Origin of the sequence: Enterobacter chengduensis (assembly GCF_001984825.2) — a bacterium.
Lineage (GTDB): Bacteria > Pseudomonadota > Gammaproteobacteria > Enterobacterales > Enterobacteriaceae > Enterobacter > Enterobacter chengduensis.
The window spans coordinates 4230552-4249715 of sequence record NZ_CP043318.1; the positions used below are offsets into that span (position 1 = coordinate 4230552).

General features: G+C 55.5%; 14 protein-coding genes. 9 read left to right on the top strand and 5 right to left on the bottom strand.

Annotated features, from left to right (window positions below; all coding sequences use genetic code 11):
* Positions 1 to 4 precede the first annotated feature (4 nt).
* A complete protein-coding gene (locus FY206_RS20460; RefSeq protein WP_032643318.1) occupies positions 5 to 8263 on the top strand; it encodes a two-partner secretion domain-containing protein in 8259 nt (2752 codons plus the stop codon).
* A gap of 53 nt (positions 8264 to 8316) precedes the next feature.
* Here the strand turns inward: FY206_RS20460 and speA are convergent, their stop codons facing one another.
* The 4 genes from speA to FY206_RS20475 all read right to left on the bottom strand — a co-directional run bounded on the left by speA (position 8317) and on the right by FY206_RS20475 (position 10958).
* Positions 8317 to 10293, bottom strand: a complete 1977-nt coding sequence (gene speA / locus FY206_RS20465) for a biosynthetic arginine decarboxylase (RefSeq protein ID WP_032643320.1) — start codon at positions 10291 to 10293, stop codon at positions 8317 to 8319.
* 8 nt (positions 10294 to 10301) lie between these two features.
* Positions 10302 to 10433, bottom strand: coding sequence for an acid stress response protein YqgB (gene yqgB, locus FY206_RS20470; RefSeq protein ID WP_131657971.1), 132 nt, complete (start codon positions 10431 to 10433; stop codon positions 10302 to 10304).
* Between the two features lie 94 nt (positions 10434 to 10527).
* The gene (locus FY206_RS25865) at positions 10528 to 10671 is read right to left on the bottom strand and encodes a hypothetical protein (protein ID WP_420909256.1); all 144 of its coding nucleotides are present in this window, start codon (positions 10669 to 10671) and stop codon (positions 10528 to 10530) included.
* Positions 10672 to 10739: 68 nt separating this feature from the next.
* Complete coding sequence (locus tag FY206_RS20475) at positions 10740 to 10958, bottom strand: hypothetical protein (RefSeq protein ID WP_143349523.1); 219 nt, start codon at positions 10956 to 10958, stop codon at positions 10740 to 10742.
* A gap of 138 nt (positions 10959 to 11096) precedes the next feature.
* Here FY206_RS20475 and metK point away from each other — a divergent pair, with 138 nt between their 5' ends.
* The 8 genes from metK to ruvX all read left to right on the top strand — a co-directional run bounded on the left by metK (position 11097) and on the right by ruvX (position 18158).
* Positions 11097 to 12251, top strand: coding sequence for a methionine adenosyltransferase (gene metK / locus FY206_RS20480; protein WP_010435443.1), 1155 nt, complete (start codon positions 11097 to 11099; stop codon positions 12249 to 12251).
* Positions 12252 to 12586: 335 nt separating this feature from the next.
* Positions 12587 to 13984 (top strand): galactose/proton symporter, encoded by a 1398-nt coding sequence (gene galP / locus FY206_RS20485; RefSeq protein WP_023309123.1) that lies wholly within the window; start codon positions 12587 to 12589, stop codon positions 13982 to 13984.
* 58 nt (positions 13985 to 14042) lie between these two features.
* The gene (locus tag FY206_RS20490) at positions 14043 to 14540 is read left to right on the top strand and encodes a SprT family zinc-dependent metalloprotease (protein ID WP_032643325.1); all 498 of its coding nucleotides are present in this window, start codon (positions 14043 to 14045) and stop codon (positions 14538 to 14540) included.
* Between the two features lie 94 nt (positions 14541 to 14634).
* On the top strand, positions 14635 to 15342 hold the full coding sequence (gene endA, locus FY206_RS20495; protein WP_032643327.1) for a deoxyribonuclease I: 708 nt from the start codon (positions 14635 to 14637) through the stop codon (positions 15340 to 15342).
* A gap of 51 nt (positions 15343 to 15393) precedes the next feature.
* Positions 15394 to 16125, top strand: a complete 732-nt coding sequence (gene rsmE / locus FY206_RS20500; RefSeq protein ID WP_032643329.1) for a 16S rRNA (uracil(1498)-N(3))-methyltransferase — start codon at positions 15394 to 15396, stop codon at positions 16123 to 16125.
* A 19-nt stretch (positions 16126 to 16144) separates the two neighbouring features.
* Positions 16145 to 17092: a glutathione synthase gene (gshB, locus tag FY206_RS20505; RefSeq protein ID WP_032643330.1), complete on the top strand. Its 948-nt coding sequence runs from the start codon at positions 16145 to 16147 to the stop codon at positions 17090 to 17092.
* 89 nt (positions 17093 to 17181) lie between these two features.
* Complete coding sequence (locus FY206_RS20510) at positions 17182 to 17742, top strand: YqgE/AlgH family protein (protein WP_008499752.1); 561 nt, start codon at positions 17182 to 17184, stop codon at positions 17740 to 17742.
* Entirely contained in the window at positions 17742 to 18158 is a 417-nt protein-coding gene (gene ruvX / locus FY206_RS20515) for a Holliday junction resolvase RuvX (RefSeq protein ID WP_008499753.1), read from the top strand. The genes FY206_RS20510 and ruvX overlap by 1 nt, the downstream gene beginning before the upstream one ends.
* A gap of 10 nt (positions 18159 to 18168) precedes the next feature.
* Here the strand turns inward: ruvX and FY206_RS20520 are convergent, their stop codons facing one another.
* The gene (locus FY206_RS20520; protein WP_032643332.1) at positions 18169 to 19149 is read right to left on the bottom strand and encodes a type IV pilus twitching motility protein PilT; all 981 of its coding nucleotides are present in this window, start codon (positions 19147 to 19149) and stop codon (positions 18169 to 18171) included.
* Positions 19150 to 19164 lie beyond the last annotated feature (15 nt).

Consider the following 19164-nt stretch of genomic DNA (forward strand, 5'->3'; position numbering starts at 1 on the left):
TTTTATGAGCAATAATAAAACTTCAAAAACGAAGCTAACCGCTGGGAATTTACATAAACACCTTTGTCCCCTTTTTATTTCGATAGCGGGCATCCTCGCCGCTAATGCCGAAGCCGCGACGGTGCCGGATGCCAGCCAGAGCAAAGGGCCAACCATGGGCCAGGCGGCTAACGGCACGCCAGTCGTGAATATCACCGATCCGAATGCGAAAGGTGTTTCACTGAATAAATTTGACCAGTTTAACGTTGATAAAAATGGTCTGATCTTTAACAACAGCATGCAGGATGGCGTGTCTAAGATCGGGGGTTATACGGTTAAAAACGCCCAGCTTGAGCATGAAGCAAAAGCCATTATCAGTGAAGTGACGGGTGCCCAGGCCTCCTATATTAACGGAACGATGGAAGTCTTTGGCAGAAAAGCGGACGTGATCGTTGCCAACGAAAACGGCATTAGCGTTAACGGCGCCACCACCATTAATGCCAACAGCCTGACGCTGAGTACCGGTAAGGTACAGATGAAAGAGGACGGCAACTATAAGCTTGCGGTTGAGAAAGGTAACGTTTCTGTCACGGGACAAGGTATTTCTACCGAAGGGCTGACTTACTTCGACATCGTCAGCCGCAGCGCTCAACTGGAAGGTGAAATTGCGGGTCAGGCCGACATCAAGGTTGTTGCGGGCCAGAACGATTACGACCTCTCAAGCCGCGTGCATAGCGTTCGCAATGCGGGTGACGGACACGCACCAGATGTCGCGATTGATGGTCGGGCAATGGGGTCGATGTACGGCGGTAAAATTCAGCTTATCAGTACCGAGTCCGGCGCGGGCGTCCGTCACCAGGGCAGTATCATAGCCACGGATGATATTGAGATCAGCGCTAACGGCGACGTGACGCTGACGGGCATACGCAGCAACAAAAACGTCACCGTCAGCGGCAACAATATTGCCCTCAATAAAAACAGCAGCGGCGCCGGGAGCACCGATGCGCAGAATAATATTATCCTGCATGCTCTCTCAGGCCTGACGGTGAATAACGACCTGATCTCCCGTACCGGTACCATCCGCATTGATGCGTCTACCCTGCTGCAAAACACGGCGGCGATCCTCGCGCAAAACAGTGCGACGACAGCGGTTCCCGCGATTCAGATTAATGTTGCCGGGCAGTACACCCTTTCCGGAAAACTCAAAGCACTGGATGCTAACGGAGCCGTCATTTCCGATGGCGTGGTTACGTTAAAAAATGGCGATTTTGTCGTCATTCAGAATGGCCAGCAGGTGCCATTCAGCACCCTCGTCTCCGACGCGGAGGTCGTTAGCAACAGTGGTGATATCAACATCACTGCGGGCAGCATGACCAACAATGAAGGCGTTATTCTCGCGAAGAAAGGAACACTTCAGTTCAACCTGACCGGCGCGTTTGAAAACAAGGGTTCCGTCAGCGCCACAGGGGATATCCGGATTGCATCAGGTTCGATGAAGAACAATGGCATTCTCTATGCCAGCAACGCCCAGACGCTGTCTGTCGGTCATCTTGACAATGCAGGGCGCCTCTACGCGGATAACAATCTGGTCATGACCGCCAGCGCCCTTAATAACAGTGGTCATATCGGTGCGGATAGCGGTGAGGTACGCATTAACGTCAACGGTGATGTGTCAAACAGCGGTACCCTGAGCGGTAACGATGCGCTGATCTTTATTGATGCCGACGGTAATATCGTCAACGACGGCACCATTGCCAGCAACAAGCATGACGTGACGCTGACATCCGGCGGTGACACCCTCAGCAATACCGGACGTATTGCAGGGCGTAATGTCTCCGCCAGTACCCGTAAGGCCGATGCAACCGTCAGTAACAGCGGCAGCGTCAGCGCGAGCGAGAAGTTGACCATCGCCACCGAGAATCTGAAAAACCAGGGCGGCACGCTGAGTGCGGGCACAGACATGCAGCTTGAGGTCAAAAAAGCGCTGCTGAATAGTCAAAAAGGCAGCATTGTTGCCGGAAAGAATCTCGCCCTAAATGGCGACGGCGCACTGGCTGTAAACAATAACGATGGGCTGCTCCAGGGCGAAAATGTCCATGCCAGCGGAATTTCCACCCTCGCCAACACGCATGACGCGCTGATCGCGGCTAGGGAAAACCTCTCCGTTTCAGCAACATCATTGCTTAACGACGCCTCAACGATTCAGGCCGGTAGCCTGACGCTCGATCGCGTTAGCGTCGTCGATAACCTGAACGCCGCCACGCTGTATGCCAGCAAGACGCTGCAACTGACCCATCTCAACACGCTCAATAACACCGGCAGCTTTGTGATTTCTGACGGCACGCTGTCACTGTCCGATGTGAACACCCTCAACAACACTGAAGGTGCAACCCTGTTCGGCGCAGAAAACACCACGCTGAAAAACGTAGGCACCCTGAATAACAGCGGCACCTCGATGATTAAATCGGATGCCGCCCTCTCCATCGCGGGAGCAACCACGCTTAACAACAGCAGCAATGCGGTGATTGCCTCTTCTGGCGATCTGAATATCAGCGGTGTGAAGACGTTAAACAACCACGCCGTTATGATCGGCAATGGGACCATTGCGATCGACGACGTTGACGACCTGAAAAACGAAGGTGTGGTTCAGGCGGGGCTGGATCTGATCATCCGCAACGTTAAAAACCTGACCAACAAAGGCGAAGACCATGTGTTGGTTGCGCTGCGTAATCTGACGATTGAAGACGTTGAGTCCCTCGTCAACAGCGAGAGCGCGGTGATCTCCGCCAATATGAAAACGGTCCTGAACGCCATTGGCATTTTGACAAACCGCACTGCGGGCATCATCCAGGCCGTCAATGGACCGCTGGAGATTGTTGCCGACACGCTGAGCAATCTCGGCAGTATCACCGCTGATGATGGACAGCAGTCAGTGTCCACTATCGTGGCGGGCGGCGACATCACTATCAATGCGCAAAACCTGGCCAACCTCGAACAGGCGGTGATTGTGTCGACGCAAAGCGACCTGTCACTTAACGTCGCTCACAATGTGATCAACTCTGACGCGTCAGTGATCTCTGGGGCAAATAACACCACCCTTAATGTGGCCGGAGGGACGATCACCAACGAAAGAAATGGTCTGATCGCCGGTAATAACGTCACGATCAACGCGTCGAAACTGAATAATCATGAATCTGGCGTAACGGTCGCCAGAAACGACATGAATCTCAACCTTGACACGCTAAATAACACCGGCGGCATCCTCGAAGCGGGTCATGATTTAATGCTCAGGATGAAAGATTCCCTCATCCTGGATGACATGACCCGCAATATCCGCGCGGGTCATGATATGACGCTGAGCACCGAAAGCTCCCTGTTCAATAACACCATGATGGAAGTGATTGGCAACCTGACGCTGCAGGCAGAAGGTAATTTTGTCAACAGCAAGTCTGTCGTGACGGGCGGGGATATGCACATCCATGCCGGTGGGATGACGAACAACAGTAACAGCCTGCTTTGGTCGCTGGGGCAGATGGATATTGATGTCCGCAATGGCACCTTTGTGAATGACTTTACGGGCAACATTCTGAGCATGGGCGACATGTCGCTCATCGCGAAAAGCCTGATTAACTACGCCGGGATCATTCGCTCCGAGCAAAATATTAATATTGATGCAGCCTATCTGGAAAACCAAAGTACCTATACGGGCGGCACGATTTCGCAAACCCAAACGCAGGATGCGGTGGGCAAATGGTCCGGTGTAGATAACGTTATGACGCAGGTCAGCATCACTACGGTGCTACATATTCCGGTTCTGAGCTCTGATATCGCCATGGACAAACTTGGCGAAATCAGCGCGGGTAAAGATATCAATATCAACCAGCGCGATATCTTCGCGGACAAAGAGATCAAAAATACCGGCGGTCTGATCCAGGCGGGACGTGATATCACCATTACCGGTAATCTCCTGAACTCGCCAAAATATACGTCGGAATCGATGTATGATTATCTGCACCTCACGCTCAATGAACCGATCGTGCTGACCGACTTCTGGAAGGTGGCATCGGGGCACTACACGACGCTGACCTTCAGCTCGCTGTATCAATACCTCGATTTCGTCTTTGGCGACGGCAAGCCCGAGACCAAAAGCGGCAGCGAGGATCCGAACAGAGATCGTAGCTATAAATCCCTGATCGACGCCGCAAATACCTCAACCCAGCTCAGCTATGTCATGAGCAAAGTGTTTGGCGAAACGTGGAACGCGCAGGAGTACGGTACCCTGAGCGCAGCATGGCACAGTCTCAACGACGGTGATGCCAGCACTAACTCACTGAAGAGAAATATGATCTACTTTGTGCCGTCTGAAAAAGGCGAAATCACGGCGGGTCGTAACTTCACGCACAATGGCGGCACCCTGGATAACGGCCTGGCGAACGCGGGTACGATCAGAGAGAACGCTACTGTTCAGAATATCGACGTGGGTGATTACAGCGTAGATACGGTCATTGCGGGCTATGATGTTGCCGTCAATACCAAAACGCTGGAAGAGCTGGCCATGGGGATTAGCCCGCTGCCGACCATAAAGGATTTGGTCTCCCTGCCGGGGATGTTTGAAGTCACTGACGAATTCAAAAAAGCCTCCGCGGCGGCGAAAAACGGTACCGAATACAGCGGCCCGGCCAACCACATCATTCCGATTTTCGAAACGCGCCCGGAAATGATCGACCAGAGCAATTACAGCGGCTCTGACTACTATTTCGACAAGGTAGATTACACGACCACCGAAACCGTTAACGTCATTGGGGATAACTACTTCATCTCCGAATTGATTCGTCGAGAGATCACCCGTTCCGTGGGCAGCATGTTTGCGATACGTGACGGTCTCGAAGGCGATGCGCTGGTGCAGAATCTGATGGATAACGCCGGAATTGCGGCGGAAAACAGCGATCTGAATCTGGTGGTGGGCCAGCCCCTGAGCGAAGAGCAGCGTAATGGGCTGACCCAGGATATCGTCTGGTTCGTGAGCCAGAACATCAAAGGGACGGAAGTTCTGGTGCCGGTAGTCTACCTTTGCCCTGAAACCCTTCGCCAGCTGGTTTCCGGTGATATCAGCAATGGCACAGCGTCCATCGCTGCCGGGAATAGCCTGTCTGTTGATGCCACCGCCATCAACAACGTGAACGGTACCCTCTCCTCCCAGGGTGACGTTACGCTGGTGGCCGAGGGTGATATCAAAAATATCAGCAACGCGACGAATGCCGGCATCTCTGCGGGTAATAATGTCTCAATGACGTCGGAAAATGGCAGCATTGCCTCTAACGGTGCGGCAGTGAACGCCGGTGGCGACATTGACATAACGGCTGAACAAGGCGACATCACTCTGACCGCGTCTGTCGGCCACGGCGAAGACGGCAAGCAGATGATTCATGCGCACGATGACGGCGTCACCGCTGGCGGCAGTATCACTATGCAGGCGAAAACTATCACCTCCAACGCGGCGGATATTACGGCAGGCCAGGATGTGACCATGAAGGCAAGCGAAGGTGACGTCACCTTCAACGACCTGCATCAGATTGACTCTACCCGTACCATCAATACCGAGATCACCGGTCTGTCCAGCTATACCACCACCGACACCAAAACGGTTAGCGGGGAAGCTATCGGCTCAACCGTCAAGGCTGGCGGTAACGTTCAGATTGATGCCAGCAAGAATGTGGTCATGGAAGGCGGCAGCATTAAAGCCAACGGTGGCACCATCAATGCGGCAGAAAACGTTGAGATAAAGACGTCTGAAAACGTGTCCGTTGAGGAACACACCACACAGTCTCGCCAGTTTATTGCTGAGGCCGGCATCAGCGGCGCCGGTAAATCCGCCTCGGCTTCCTACGGCAAAAACGAGGGCACCACAAAAAATACCACCTCTGGCGACTACACCAGCGCAGGCGGTAATTCTGAAACCTCCGCGATTGGTGCCAAACCGGGCCGCGCACCGATCTCCGATACTGCAGGTTTCAGGGTGGGTATGGAAGACACTACCGATACCGTGTCGACCCAGAGCAAGCAGAACACCAACGCGTCCATTAATTTCACCGATTCCGGCTCCGTGAATGCAGGAAAAACGGCAGATATTGGCGGCGCTGACCTTTCCGCTGGCGATAAGCTCAGCATTAACGCGCAGGATGTCGCAAGCACCAAATACGAGGATGAAACCAAAACCACCGTCACACATAAAGACCGCTTTGTCGGTGTTTCAGGTGAGGCCCACAGTGCGGTAGTTGATGCGATCGACAAAACCGGGAATCTCATTGATAAATCGCAGCAAGGCCAGTTGATTAACAGCGGAACCACGACGGCGGAAGTGCTGGGCGATGTGTCCAACATCATGCTAAACGATCTTGCTGGCGGCTCCGTCACTTTCGGCGGTAATACGACGAAAACGAAAGAAACGCGCACCGCAACGGCGGAGAATACCACCAATATTAATGCTAAAAACGTCAGCATTAATTCGACCAACGATACCACGCTCAACGGCGTGAACGTGAGCTCGCAGAATACGGAGATCAATGCGGGTGGCAATGTGGACATTAACGCAGCGAAATCAACGACCTCTTACACCAATGAAACCGAAAAACACAAAGGCGGTATTACCGCAGGCGTGGGAGTGGATATAACCGGCACAAGCGGCGGCATTTCAGTCGATTACAACGGCAGTACGGAACACGGCTCGGGTAACTCTACGTCGTATAAGAACAGTACTATCAACGGCGACACGGTCACAGTGAACGCTGGCGGTGATATGAACATGAAGGGCGCTAACATCGATGTAGAAAAAGCGGATGTTAACGTTGCAGGCGATATGAATATCACCTCTGTGCAGAATACCGAGCACACCGAAAGCAGCCGCGGTAACTGGGGCGCTTCTGTGGGCATCTCCGCCTCGGCAGCGGGCATCATCCCGAACGCGTCCGTCAACGGGGGCGGCGGCTCCGAGAGTTACGATTCGGCTAAAACAGGGAAGCAGTCCGGTATCAATACCACGGGCGAACTGAATGTCAAAACCGGCGGCGACCTGAACATGACCGGGGCCAACCTGGTGTCTCAGGACGGCACGGGCTCGGTGAACGTTGCAGGCGATATCAATGCGAAAACGCTGGAAGACCACGTTGAGCAGGATGGTCTGTACGGCGGTGGCGGCATTGGCCTGAGCAATGGCGTTGTGCCTTCCGGTAACATCTACGTCGACACCGTGGATGAAATTCACTACAACGAAACGCAGAAATCCACTATCGCCGTGGGTGACACCACCAGTGCGGCAGTGAATGGCGATCTCAATACCAATAAAGATGAAATGTCGGTTGTCACGCGTGATGAGAAAGAAGCAGGAAATAACATTTCCTACACGCTTGCCGATCCGGGGATTCGTAAGAAGAAGAAAAACGGCGCTGACGCAGACAGCGATACTCCAGCGAAGCCGGATGACGGCCATACGGACGATGGCGGCTGCCCTCACAAGTGTACGCCGACTAAGCCAGGCTCTACGCAGCAGGAAACGACTACCACGACGCGTACAACGTCGGATTCTCAGCATATGACGATTGAGAAAACGACGGCGACAACGACCTCCACGTCCGCCTCTTCTGCTGTCCATAAGGAGGCCGTCGCGTCTGAAACCGCACGCAGTGAAGCCGTGCCAAACGTTGCGCCGTCAACGTCCCAGCCGCTGACGCCAAAAGCGAAACCAGAGGCCGCAACAGTTACGCCAAAAGCGAAACCAGAAGCCACAACGGTCACGCCAGTGAAGAAATGGGCCGTACCGGAAACTCACTATCCGGTGCTTTCTCCGGGCTCCGCGACGGCTAAAACCGGTAAAGACATGCCGAAAACACCGGACCACAGGAAGTGGAATGGCGACATGACCAACGGCGTTGCGCCGTCCAGCAACACCAAAGGCGATGACGTTAAGCTCTCTCCGGGGTCGTCCACCGGTCAAACCGGGATGGATATGCCGAAAACGCCGGAGCACAAGCAGTGGAATGGCGACATGACCAACGGCGTTGCACCTTCCAGCAACACCAAAGGCGATGACGTTAAGCTCTCTCCGGGATCGTCCACCGGTCAAACCGGGATGGATATGCCGAAAACACCGGAACACAAGCAGTGGAACGGCGACATGAGCAAAGGTGCGATGAACGCGCGTCCCCAGTGGAAGGCGTTGCAAATCGATCGACCGATTAATATCTATGCCCCGGTGACCATCACCTTCACCGACCAGCAGTACAGCTAAAACAAAAGGGTCTGACTTTCGTCAGACCCTTTTTTTAACGCCCCATTCGTGCGTTATTCGTCTTCCAGGTACGTATAACCGTACAGACCCGCTTCAAACTCTTCCAGGAACTGCTGCTGGAGCGCGTCGTCCAGACCGGTGTTTTTCACCTGGTCGCGGAACTGCGTCAGCAGGGTTTTCGGATCCAGCTGAACGTATTCCAGCATGTCCGCCACGGTGTCCCCTTCGTCGGACAGCTCAACTTCCACGCTGCCGTCAGGGAAGACGAACACGTCAACCGCTTCGGTATCACCGAACAGGTTATGCATGTTGCCGAGGATCTCCTGATACGCACCGACCATAAAGAAGCCCAGCATCGGCGGGTTCTCAGGGTCGTACTCCGGCATTGGCATCGTCGTGGCAATACCGTCGCCGTCAACGTAGTGGTCGATTGCGCCGTCGGAGTCACAGGTGATGTCCAGCAGCACCGCGCGACGTTCCGGGGCGTGGTTCAGCCCTTCCAGCGGCAGAACCGGGAACAGCTGGTCGATACCCCAGGCGTCCGGCATCGACTGGAACAGCGAGAAGTTGACGTAAATCTTATCCGCCATTCGCTCCTGCAGCTCGTCAATAATCGGACGGTGCGCGCGGTTGCTCGGGTCGAGCTGCTTTTGCACCTCATGGCACATGTTCAGATAGAGCTGCTCCGCCCACGCGCGCTCCTGCAGGCTGAAGGTGCCTGAGGAATAACCGACGTGAATATCATGCAGATCCATCTGGCTGTCGTGCAGCCATTCGCGCAGGGAACGACGCGTGCCCGGCTCGTGCATCTCCTGCCAGGTTTCCCACATGCTTTGCAGAGAGCGAGGCGCATCATCCTGTGGCGGCGTCGCTTCGGAAATTTCGCTGCGCTCAACGCCGATGATGTTAGAGACCAGCACCGTATGGTGCGCGGTCACCGCGCGGCCGGATTCGGTGATCACCGTCGGGTGCGGCAGGCCGTTCTCTTCACAGGCATCGCCAATCGCCCAGATGATGTTGTTGGCGTATTCGTTCAGGCCGTAGTTCACCGAGCAGTCAGACTGCGAGCGGGTCCCTTCGTAGTCCACGCCCAGGCCGCCGCCCACGTCGAAGCACTGAATATTCACGCCGAGCTTGTGCAGCTCAACGTAAAAACGGGCGGATTCACGCACGCCGGTGGCGATGTCGCGAATGTTGGCCATCTGCGAACCGAGGTGGAAGTGCAGCAGCTGAATGCTGTCCAGACGACCGCGCTCGCGCAGGATTTCCACCAGCTGCAGTACCTGGTTTGCCGCGAGGCCGAACTTGGATTTTTCGCCGCCGGAGGACTGCCATTTACCGGAACCCTGGGACGCCAGACGCGCACGCACGCCGAGGCGCGGCACCACGTTCAGTCGTTCAGCCTCTTCCAGCACGATCGCGATTTCAGTCATCTTCTCGATAACCAGATAGACCTTGTGGCCCATCTTCTCGCCAATCAGCGCCAGACGAATGTATTCACGGTCTTTATAACCGTTACAGACGATCACCGAGCGGGTCATGCCCGCATGCGCCAGAACCGCCATCAGCTCCGCTTTAGAGCCTGCTTCCAGCCCCAGCGGCTCGCCGGAGTGGATCAGGGATTCAATCACGCGGCGGTGCTGGTTCACCTTGATCGGGTAAACCAGGAAGTAGTCGCCTTTATAGCCGTAGGACTCACGCGCGCGCTTGAACGCCGCGTTAATAGAACGCAGACGATGTTGCAGGATCTGCGGGAAGCAGAACAGTGCAGGCAAACGCTGGCCCTGAGCTTCACGGGCTTTCACCAGCTTAGCGAGATCCACGCGCGCTTCAGGGACGTCCGGATCCGGGCAGACGCTGATGTGGCCCAGTTCGTTGACGTCGTAGTAGTTATTGCCCCACCAGGCAATATTGTAAGTGCGCAGCATCTTGCTGGCTTCCTCGGAGCTCATCGCAACCTCCTGCATAGAACGTAGTACACCCTGTTCGCCCGCTGACGAAGGCGAAAAAGAAGACATGTCGTCAGACATAGCGAACCTCAACTCTTTGTATTAAGTGTAAAACAGTTGACTACTATCGCAGCGTTAAACGGCGATAACAACCCATAAACGGCTCCGTTTCCCAGCAGAGTATGCTGAAATCCAGACCGTGCGACCGGTTTCTTATTCATATCATTGTAAAACACGTATCCGAACTCTGTATGACAAGGTTCGGCGAAACCACGAGAAAACTCTTGTATTAACAAGAGCGCCCTTGTTCAGTTTTCACAGAGCGTGACCGGCCCTGGAATCCTGAGAAGCGCCGAGATGGGTATAACATCGGCAGGTTAGCAGACTAGAAATGCGGGTTGCGGGAATCAAATGCGCGCCAGAACGGCTGCGCTGAATTAGCGGAAAACGATGGTTCATTATCTCGTATCACCTCCACGGCCGCCTCTGCTGAAACGGACCCCAAGCCAAAGCTAAAAGTTCACTGCTTAACCCGGCTGGAAGTGGCGACACGATGAGTTCATCGAGCGCTTTTTTTGTATGAGCCGCGCGCCGCGTTTTATACCGAGAACAGGGGTAAAAAGCAAAACATAAATGTGCGCGTTGCCGGTGCCGTCAGGAATTGTTGCCAGCAGCAATTTCAACTGAGTGAGAGGTGAGTCAAAAAAAACTGGAAATCGGGCGAAGAAGTGACCTAAAATAGCCATCCAGATGTTAATCCATCTATACTGATTAACACTCATACTGCCAGTGTCAAAAACCTGCAGGCCTTGGTAGAATTATCTCCTTTGGCTAATCCACACAGCAGCTTGAGCTAACCAAATTCCTCTTAGGTGAAATAAAACATGGCAAAACACCTGTTTACGTCCGAGTCCGTATCAGAAGGACATCCTGATAAAATTGCTGACCAAATCTCCGATGCGGTGCTGGATGCGATCCTGGCGCAGGATCCAAAAGCGCGCGTCGCGTGTGAAACCTATGTCAAAACCGGCATGGTTCTGGTTGGCGGTGAGATCACCACCAGCGCATGGGTTGATATCGAAGAGATCACCCGTAACACGGTGCGTGAGATCGGCTATGTGCATTCTGATATGGGCTTTGATGCCAACTCCTGCGCGGTGCTGAGCGCGATTGGCAAACAGTCTCCAGACATCAACCAGGGCGTTGACCGTGCCGATCCGCTGGAACAGGGCGCGGGCGACCAGGGCCTGATGTTCGGCTATGCAACCAACGAAACCGACGTGCTGATGCCAGCGCCGGTCACCTACGCACACCGTCTGGTGCAGCGTCAGGCTGAAGTGCGTAAAAACGGCACCCTGCCGTGGCTGCGTCCGGATGCGAAAAGCCAGGTCACCTTCCAGTACGACGACGGCAAAATCGTTGGCATCGATGCGGTGGTGCTGTCTACCCAGCATTCCGAAGATATCGATCAGAAATCCCTGCAGGAAGCGGTGATGGAAGAGATCATCAAGCCGGTTCTGCCCACCGAATGGCTGAGCTCTGCGACCAAATTCTTCATCAACCCAACCGGACGCTTCGTTATCGGCGGCCCAATGGGTGACTGCGGCCTGACCGGTCGTAAAATCATCGTTGATACCTACGGCGGCATGGCGCGTCACGGCGGCGGTGCGTTCTCTGGTAAAGACCCGTCTAAAGTTGACCGCTCTGCGGCGTACGCGGCACGTTATGTGGCGAAAAACATCGTTGCTGCTGGCCTGGCTGACCGCTGTGAGATTCAGGTTTCCTACGCCATCGGCGTGGCTGAGCCAACCTCCATCATGGTGGAAACCTTCGGTACCGAGAAAGTGCCTTCAGAACAGCTGACCCTGCTGGTGCGCGAGTTCTTCGACCTGCGTCCGTACGGCCTGATTCAGATGCTGGATCTGCTGCACCCAATCTACAAAGAAACCGCGGCGTACGGTCACTTTGGTCGTGAACATTTCCCATGGGAAAAAACCGACAAAGCGGCGCTGCTGCGTGAAGCTGCCGGTCTGAAGTAATCGACTGACACGAGCGTTAAAAAAGCCAGCCTTTGTGCTGGCTTTTTTTATGTTTGAAACCGCTTACACCATGCCGAATATATCTCGCTTTCAGAATTTTCTCTTTGCATGATCGCCTTTCTTCTGCTGTTACATTCCCTTTCAGTTAAGTCTGAAATGTGTTCTTTCGCGATGCGCATCACCTCATTTACCTCTATATTTTCAAAGCCTTAATTTTATTTACGGTTGCACATCAGTGTAACCGATTACACCCATGTGATTAATCTCACATATTTTTACGGGTCACTCACCTACCCTTAACATCAATAAAACTGATAACCCAACTGGAGGGCATAATGCCTGACAATAAAAAACAGGGGCGTACGTCCAACAAGGCGATGACATTCTTCGTCTGTTTCCTCGCCGCCCTAGCAGGATTACTTTTTGGCCTGGATATCGGCGTGATTGCCGGTGCATTACCTTTCATCACTGACGAATTCCAGATCAGCGCGCACACCCAGGAGTGGGTGGTCAGCTCGATGATGTTTGGCGCTGCCGTCGGGGCCGTCGGCAGCGGCTGGCTCTCCTTCAAGCTCGGGCGCAAAAAGAGCCTGATGATCGGCGCGATCCTGTTCGTTGCCGGTTCACTCTTCTCTGCCGCAGCGCCTAACGTTGAGGTCCTGCTGGTTTCTCGCGTGCTGCTCGGCCTCGCCGTGGGCGTGGCGTCCTATACCGCCCCGCTTTACCTGTCCGAAATCGCGCCGGAGAAAATTCGCGGCAGTATGATTTCGATGTACCAGCTGATGATCACCATCGGTATTTTGGGCGCGTACCTTTCCGACACCGCGTTCAGCTACAGCGGCGCATGGCGCTGGATGCTTGGCGTCATCATCATCCCGGCTATTCTGCTGCTGATTGGCGTCTTCTTCCTGCCGGACAGCCCGCGCTGGTTTGCCGCGAAACGTCGTTTCCACGATGCCGAACGCGTCCTGATGCGCCTGCGCGACACCAGCGCCGAAGCGAAAAACGAGCTGGAAGAGATCCGCGAAAGCCTGAAGGTGAAGCAGTCCGGCTGGGCGCTGTTTAAAGAGAACAGCAACTTCCGCCGCGCGGTGTTCCTCGGCGTGCTGCTTCAGGTGATGCAGCAGTTCACCGGGATGAACGTCATCATGTACTACGCGCCAAAAATCTTTGAGCTGGCGGGCTATACCAACACCACCGAGCAGATGTGGGGTACCGTTATCGTCGGCCTGACCAACGTGCTGGCGACCTTTATCGCCATCGGTCTGGTGGACCGCTGGGGACGCAAGCCTACCCTGACGCTGGGCTTCCTGGTCATGGCGGCCGGTATGGGCGTGCTCGGAACCATGATGCATGTGGGTATTCACTCACCAACCGCCCAATACTTTGCCGTTGGCATGCTGCTGATGTTTATCGTCGGGTTTGCAATGAGCGCCGGTCCGCTGATTTGGGTACTGTGCTCTGAGATCCAGCCGCTGAAGGGGCGTGATTTTGGTATCACCTGCTCTACCGCAACCAACTGGATTGCCAACATGATCGTCGGCGCAACGTTCCTGACCATGCTCAACACCCTGGGTAACGCGAACACCTTCTGGGTTTACGCCGGTCTGAACATCTTCTTTATTGTGCTGACCATCTGGCTGGTTCCAGAAACCAAACACGTTTCGCTGGAACATATTGAACGTAACCTGATGAAAGGTCGCCCGCTGCGCGAAATCGGCGCTCACGACTAATTATCTTGCGGGAGGCGCCTCTTGCGCCTCCCCGCTTCGCGCTTTATGCTCTGCCCCTATGAAAGCACCCCGTCTCCCCATCGCCCTTCAGCAAGCCGTTATGCGCAGCCTGCGGGAAAAACTCGCCCAGGCAAACCTGAAGCTCGGCCGCAGTTACCCTGAACCTAAGGTTGTTTATCAACAGCGCGGCACCGCGGCGGGCACCGCATGGCTGGAATCGTATGAGATCCGCCTGAACCCGGTGCTGATGATGGAAAACCAGCAGGCGTTTATTGAGGAAGTGGTGCCGCACGAGCTGGCCCATCTGCTGGTGTGGAAACACTTTGGACGCGTCGCCCCCCACGGAAAAGAGTGGAAGTGGATGATGGAAGCGGTGCTCGGCGTGCCGGCGCGCCGAACCCATCAGTTCGAGCTGGAATCGGTGCGCCGCAATACCTTCCCCTATCGCTGCCACTGTCAGCAGCACCAGCTTACCGTCCGCCGCCATAACCGCGTGATGCGCGGCGAGGCTACCTACCGCTGCGTCAAATGCGGCGAGCCGCTTGTGGCGGAATAATCACCTGAACTTTCAGGAACTTTCCTGATCTGACTGATTGCATACAGGAACAACATTCGTTACGTTGCGGGCTCGTTTTGACACGGAGTGTAAGATGTCCCGTAATATTTCTCTCGCGGTCGCCTTTCTGACGACGGCGCTTTCCGGCCACGCCCTGGCCGACGGTATCAACAGTTTTTCTCAGGCTAAGGCAGCTGGCGTGAAGGTGAACGCCGACGTGCCGGGCGATTTCTACTGCGGCTGTAAAATTAACTGGCAGGGTAAAAAAGGGGTCGTCGACCTTGAGTCCTGCGGCTATAAGGTGCGTAAAAACGAAAACCGCGCCAGCCGCATCGAATGGGAGCATGTCGTTCCGGCATGGCAGTTCGGCCACCAGCGCCAGTGCTGGCAGGATGGTGGACGTAAAAACTGCGCCAAAGATCCGGTTTATCGGCAGATGGAAAGCGATATGCATAACCTGCAGCCTGCCGTGGGTGAAGTGAACGGCGATCGCGGCAACTTTATGTACGGCCAGTGGAACGGTGGCGAAGGCCAGTACGGCCAGTGCGGCATGAAGGTAGATTTCAAAGAAAAAGTGGCCGAGCCCCCTGCCCGCGCGCGCGGCAGTATCGCCCGCACCTATTTCTACATGCGTGACCGTTACGACCTCAACCTCTCCCGCCAGCAGACGCAGCTGTTCAACGCCTGGGACAAGCAATACCCGGTGACGGAGTGGGAATGCCAGCGCGACGAACGTATCGCCAGAGTCCAGGGGAATCACAACCCTTACGTCCAGCGGGCTTGCCAGGCGCAAAAGAGCTAACCTACACTACGGCAATTCGCTTATCTCGCATGACACATGGAATTTCTGACTATGCGCATTCCCCGCATTTACCATCCTGAACCGATTACCGCAGGCCGCGAAATCGCCCTCTCCGATGACGCCGCCAACCACGTTGGCCGCGTGCTGCGGATGGGGGCCGGTCAGGCCATACAGCTGTTCGACGGATCGAACCAGGTTTTCGACGCGGAAATCACGCGGTCTGATAAAAAAAGCGTCCACGTTAACGTTCTGCGCGGTGAAGTGGACGATCGTGAATCACCGCTGCACATCCATCTGGGGCAGGTGATGTCGCGCGGCGAGAAAATGGAGTTCACGATCCAGAAATCCATTGAACTGGGTGTAAGCCTCATTACGCCACTTTTTTCTGAACGCTGTGGCGTTAAACTGGATGCGGAACGTCTGAACAAAAAGATCCAGCAGTGGCAGAAAATTGCCATTGCGGCGTGCGAGCAGAGCGGCCGCAACCGTATTCCGGAGATTCGCCCGGCGATGGATCTGGAGGACTGGTGTGCAGAAGAGGACAGCGGGCTGAAGCTCAATCTTCATCCGCGCGCCAGCGCCAGCATCAATACGCTGCCGCTGCCCGTTGAGCGCGTACGCCTGCTGATTGGCCCCGAAGGCGGCCTGTCGGCGGATGAAATTGCGATGACGGCACGTTACCAGTTTACTGATATTCTGCTGGGACCTCGCGTTCTGCGCACTGAGACAACGGCACTCACGGCCATTACCGCGCTACAGGTACGGTTTGGCGATCTGGGTTGAAGCATTAACGGAGAAGAACATGATCAAGCTCGGCATCGTGATGGACCCCATCGCAAACATTAACATCAAGAAAGATTCCAGCTTCGCCATGCTGCTGGAAGCGCAGCGTCGCGGCTATGAACTCCACTACATGGAGATGAACGATCTTTACCTGATCAACGGTGAAGCACGCGCGCGCACCCGCCTCGTTAACGTCGAGCAGAACTACGACAAATGGTACGAATTCGGCACCGAGCAGGACATTGCGCTTGCCGATCTCAACGTCATCCTGATGCGTAAAGATCCGCCGTTCGACACCGAATACATCTACTGCACCTATATTCTTGAACGTGCCGAAGAGAAAGGCACGCTGATCGTCAACAAGCCGCAGAGCCTGCGCGACTGCAACGAAAAGCTCTACACCGCCTGGTTCTCTGACCTGACGCCGGAAACGCTGGTGACCCGCAGCAAAGCGCAGCTGAAAGAATTCTGGCAGAAGCACGGCGACATCATCATGAAGCCGCTGGACGGCATGGGCGGCGCGTCGATTTTCCGCGTGAAGGAAGGCGACCCGAACATTGGCGTGATTGCCGAAACGCTGACCGAGCTGGGCACCCGTTACTGCATGGCGCAAAACTATATTCCGGCGATCAAAGACGGCGACAAGCGCGTGCTGGTGGTGGATGGCGAACCGGTTCCTTACTGCCTGGCGCGTATCCCGCAGGGTGGCGAGACCCGTGGTAACCTGGCCGCCGGTGGCCGCGGCGAGCCGCGCCCGCTGACCGAAAGCGACTGGGAGATTGCCCGCCGCGTTGGCCCGACGCTGAAAGCCAAAGGCCTGATCTTCGTTGGTCTGGACATCATCGGCGATCGTCTGACCGAAGTGAACGTCACCAGCCCAACCTGCATTCGTGAAATTGAAGCGGAATTCCCGATCTCGATCACCGGAATGCTGATGGACGCTATCGAAAAACGTTTACAGAAATAACCTAACAATACTCTATTAGTGACAGCGCCTGAGTTTGTCCCCATACTGGGCGCTGTCGCTTTTTAAACCAGGAAACAGTACCTCTGACAATGAATTTACAGCATCACTTTCTTATTGCCATGCCTGCTCTCCAGGACCCGATTTTTCGCCGCGCCGTGGTTTATATCTGTGAATACAATGAAGACGGCGCGATGGGCATTATCATCAATAAACCGCTCGAAAATCTTCAGGTTGAAGGCATTCTGGACAAGCTGAAAATCCCGGCGGAAGCGCGACTGCCGGAAATCCGGCTTGATAAACCCGTGATGCTGGGTGGTCCTCTTGCCGAAGATCGCGGTTTCATCCTGCATACGCCGCCGGTATTCTCTTCCAGCATTCGCATTTCGGATAACACCGTCATCACCACTTCGCGCGACGTGCTCGAAACGCTGGGCACCGCAGAGCAGCCTTCTGAAGTGCTGGTAGCGCTGGGCTATTCGTCGTGGGAGAAAGGCCAGCTTGAGCAAGAGATCCTCGATAACGCTTGGCTGACCGCGCCTGCGGACATGAATATCCTGTTTAAAACCCCTATCGCCGATCGCTGGCGTGACGCGGCGAAGCTGATTGGCATTGATATCCTGACCATGCCAGGCGTAGCGGGGCACGCCTGATGAGCGGAACACTTTTGGCCTTTGATTTTGGTACCAAAAGCATTGGTGTCGCCGTGGGTCAGCGCATCACCGGTACCGCGCGTCCGCTCGCGGCCCTGAAGGCCAACGACGGCACGCCGGACTGGAACCTTATCGAACGCCTGCTCAAAGAGTGGCAGCCGGATGACGTGATTGTCGGGTTACCGCTCAACATGGACGGCACGGAACAGCCGCTGACCGCTCGGGCGCGCAAATTCGCCAATAAAATCCACGGCCGCTTTGGCGTCTCCGTGAAGCTGCACGACGAGCGTCTCAGCACCGTTGAAGCGCGTGCGGGCCTGTTTGAGCACGGTGGATTCCGGGCGCTCAACAAAGGCAGCGTGGACTCCGCTTCTGCCGTCATCATCCTCGAAAGCTATTTCGAGCAGGGCTTTTAAGCGCGGGGGCCTACAGCCGCCCCTGCGCCCGTCTCTCCGCCAGGCTCTGGTCAAAATTCTGCATTCCCGCCTGCTGACCGGTTTGAATAATGCCGGGCAGCTGCCACGTTTTTCCTTCGCGAATAAGATTCGCCGCCGCGGCGGTGTTCACCAGCAGTTCATACAGCGCGACGCGTCCGCCCTGGAGATCGGGAAGCAGCCTCTGCGCCAGCACCGCACGCAGGCTGCCGGCCAGCTGGTTACGGACCGGATCTTTCTCCTGCGCCGGAAACGTATCCACCAGCCGCTCAATCGCCTGCGATGCCCCGCGCGTGTGCAGCGTCGCCAGCACCAGATGCCCGGTTTCCGCCGCCGTGAGCGCCAGGCGGATCGTTTCGCTGTCGCGCAGCTCACCGAGCAGAATCACGTCCGGATCCTGGCGTAAGGCGCTGCGCAGCGCGTCGGCAAATGACGGGCTGTGCTGACCTATCTCCCGCTGCTGGATCAGGCACCGTTCGCTCTGGTAGATAAACTCCACCGGATCCTCAAGCGTGAGGATATGCCCGTCAGCATGGTGGTTAAGAAAATCGACCATCGCCGCCAGCGTTGTGGACTTGCCGCTGCCGGTCGCCCCCGTGACCAGAATCAGCCCGGCGTCGTTGGACAACAGTTCCGGGATTGCCCGCGGCGCGCCCAGCGAAGCGAGCTGCGGGCAGGTACGCGGCAACAGCCGCAGCGTCACAGAAACGCCGCGCATCTGCCTAAAGGCGCTGCCGCGCAGGCGCTGGCCTCCCGACACCGTCACGGCAAAATCCGCCTGACCGTTTGCCCACCACGCGCCCTGCTGCTCATCGTTGAGCCACGTCTTTAATAATGCCTCCACGTCGGGGGTCGGAAAGGGAGCAGGCTCAAGCCGGCCCGTTCTTCGCCAGCGCGGTGGCGAATCACTGCACAGGTGTAGATCGGAGACGTTATGCTTTACACTAAGGGCCACAATTTCTTCCACATCCATAGACTACTCCTCGGA